Source organism: Flavobacterium sp. (assembly GCF_044368625.1).
In the GTDB taxonomy this organism is placed as follows: domain Bacteria; phylum Bacteroidota; class Bacteroidia; order Flavobacteriales; family Flavobacteriaceae; genus Flavobacterium.
In genome coordinates this window covers 1-3,108 of the sequence record NZ_JBIPPD010000294.1, presented here as the reverse complement: position 1 = coordinate 3,108, position 3,108 = coordinate 1, and the positions used below count along the sequence as shown (strand labels likewise).

Below are 3,108 nucleotides of genomic sequence, written 5' to 3'. Positions count from 1 at the left end.
AAAGCGGGCAAATACCTGATTGCCGAATATCAAAAAATTGGGATTTCGTTTCCAAAAGGCGCCACCTCATTTTATCAAGAAGTTCCCGCAGCCTTTATGAAACGAAGCTACAGTCCCACTCCTCAAAGTTCTGAGAACATCTGGGCGTTTATTGAAGGCAGCGAAAAACCCGAAGAAATTCTAGTGATTTCGGCACATTACGACCATGTTGGAACGAAAAATGGCGAAATTTACAACGGAGCCGACGACGATGGCTCGGGAACGGTTGCTTTATTGGAAATTGCCCAAGCATTTCAAAAAGCTAAAAAAGAAGGAAATGGCCCCAAACGTTCCATCCTATTTTTACATGTAACAGGCGAAGAAAAAGGTTTGCATGGTTCGAGGTATTATGCCGAAAATCCATTGTTTCCTATAAAAAATACGATTGCCAACATCAATATCGACATGATTGGTCGCCGTGATGATTTGCATAAAAACACCAATAACTATGTGTACGTCGTGGGGTCCGATCGATTATCAACTGATTTACACAAAATCAACGAGGAAGCCAACGCCAAATACATCAAAATGGAATTGGATTACAAATACAACGACCTCAACGATCCGGAACGCATTTACTACCGTTCCGACCATTACAATTTTGCCAAATTCGGCATTCCTTCCATTTTCTATTACAACGGTTCACACGCCGATTATCACTTGCCAGGCGATACTCCTAATAAAATTGAGTACGATGCTTTAGCCAAAAGAACGCAATTAGCGTTTGCAACGGCTTGGGAATTAGCCAACCGAAGTGAACGTCCGGTCGTCGACAAAAATGGAAAGTAGTACTGTAACGAAGTAGCGATTTTTAAGTAAAATGCCCCCGAAAAGTTAGACACTATTTGGGGGCATTTTTTATCTTGAAAATGCCTAGCTACCATTTCCAACTTTTGTTCATTCCGACGAAGGAAAATGACAATAAAATCAACAAATTAAACTCAGAAATTTAATTTTGTTTCAAAATTACACAAATTGAATTTGTATAATTCGTGGCAAAAATCTTAAAATTTTTCGAGTTTATTTTCAAAAACCATTTACCTTAAATAATTTCAATAATTTCGTAACTGATATTATTCATACTAAAAGTATGACCCACTTCTTTTCCGATAAGCTCTTTCGCTAAGGGAGACTCAGGGGAAATCCCAAATACAGTAGCTCCTTGAACTACTAGTTTAGGTAATGCAACTGCAATCAGAAAGTAATGGGCATTGGCTTCCACCAAGCTGCCGATTTGTACTTTATTTGATTTTTTTGTAAAATCAATACTGGAAAATTGCAAGCTATCATACAAATGATCTTTTAATTTGTAATTGAGTTTTTCTTGTTCGATGTGCATCATCGACAAAGCCGTTTCGTGTTTGTCGCCTGCGGAACCTTTGGCATCATTTTTAGAATCAGCAGATAAAGACGAAATCATATCCTGAAAAGCGTCAATTTTATCTTGAATGCGTTGTTCATATTGAGCAATAATTTGTGCTTTGAATGTCATTTTATTTGTATTAAAAAAACCACAAAACAAAACGTCTTGTAGATTGGTAGGGCATTATTAATAGTAGTAGGTTTTTTTTTGTCTGCTGTAATTGTCAAGATTTATACTTTTCTATTTGGGCGTTCCCCCGATGAAAAATCGGGGTCGGGTCTTTCGTTTCAATCTTTTTTGTGGCAAAAAAAGCCACAAAAAAGGATTTCCACTTCAACCCCTAACGCAAAATACTGCAATAAAGACAAGTAAGCGTTATTCTCAGAAATCAAATTTGTAACTGGCTCCCAAAAGCAATTGCAATTGTTGAACCGGGTAATTCAACCATTTTTCGTAGGCTTGATTGGCAATGTTATTGGCTTTCAAAAAGGCTGTAATGCGTTCGTTGTGGCGGTAACCAAGGTTTAAATTGGCATCAAAATAACCCGCCAAAGTTTGCTTTCCAGATGTAATTTCGGTAAACGACTGATCGAGTTGAAAATCCATCCGTTCGCCAATAAAAAAGACATTGGCACCAGCAAACCATTTTTTAGTAATGGCTACATTCAGATTTGAACCCAATTGCAATTGCGGCAAATTCCAAGCTTCCTCTTGAGTATCCACGTTAAAACTACTTACCGATGCATTGATTCCAAATGTAATGTTTTTCGAAAAATCGGCTTTTAGTTCTCCGAAAAATTGCATTGTTTTAACATTATCATATACCACTGAAAACGAATTTCCAAATGCGTATGGTTCATTACCTGCACTTTGTGTGTATTCATTAGATCGAAATAGTGCCTTATTTTTCTCATTCAAATACGAACCTCGAATGTTATAACTTACGGTATTGGCCAATTTCCCTTTTAAACCTACATATAGATCGTACTGACTATCCGTTGGACGAATGATTTGCGTAGGCGACAAAAACGGGTTGATATTCGTGAAATTTCTGTACGTGTTTTGTTGCAAACCGCCTTCGGCTCCAGCATAAGCCACCATCAAATCGCCAACCACTTTATAGGAAGCCGTAATTTTTGGGTAAATAAACACATCACTGTCGGCATCGCCAATAACGCCGTCGTAATTGCTTTTCAAAATCGACAAATACGTTACTTCGGCTCCTAAGTTAATAGTCAAATCGTCTTTTAGCAATTGGAAATTAGGATTGGCACTTACAATTAAATTCGAATTTTCACCAGCGAATGTGGTTGCTGGATCCAGTGGAACATCCGAATAGGCTTGATCAAATTTGGCATTCAAATAATCAACTGTAAAATTCAACTTAAAAAAATAATCCGAAACCCCTAAATTAAGCGAGGGTTTGAAAGTTACATGATTTTCTTCGGAACCAGTTGCATCCCAAAATCGGTTGTATTTGAATTTTGCTTTGTCAAAAAAACCATCGTTCGCTCCTACGCTTCCACCAATATAAAAATTATGATAAGTTTGTTGTGGATCAATAGAGTTTATCAAATTATTTTGATTGGTTTCCGTTAAATTGTTTCCAAAAAATTCAGGCAATCCATACCAATTGTACACTTGATTTTGATACCCCAAATCGATGTTCCAATTGTAGGAATCTTGCTTGCTTCCGTAAGTCAAAT

3 protein-coding genes are annotated in these 3,108 nt (G+C 37.2%); 1 reads left to right on the top strand and 2 read right to left on the bottom strand.

The window, feature by feature from the left end; all coding sequences use genetic code 11:
- Window positions 1-828, top strand: an 828-nt coding sequence (locus ACIQ2X_RS15130; RefSeq protein WP_396179793.1) for a M28 family peptidase, incomplete at its 5' end; no start/stop codon positions are given.
- A gap of 253 nt (window positions 829-1,081) precedes the next feature.
- On the opposite strand, the gene ACIQ2X_RS15125 is transcribed toward ACIQ2X_RS15130, so the two are convergent.
- Window positions 1,082-1,531 carry a hypothetical protein gene (locus ACIQ2X_RS15125; RefSeq protein WP_396179792.1) on the bottom strand — a complete coding sequence of 150 codons (450 nt, stop codon included), beginning with the start codon at window positions 1,529-1,531 and terminating at the stop codon, window positions 1,082-1,084.
- Window positions 1,532-1,783: 252 nt separating this feature from the next.
- Window positions 1,784-3,108: TonB-dependent receptor (locus ACIQ2X_RS15120; RefSeq protein WP_396179790.1), on the bottom strand; the 1,325-nt coding region annotated here is incomplete at its 5' end.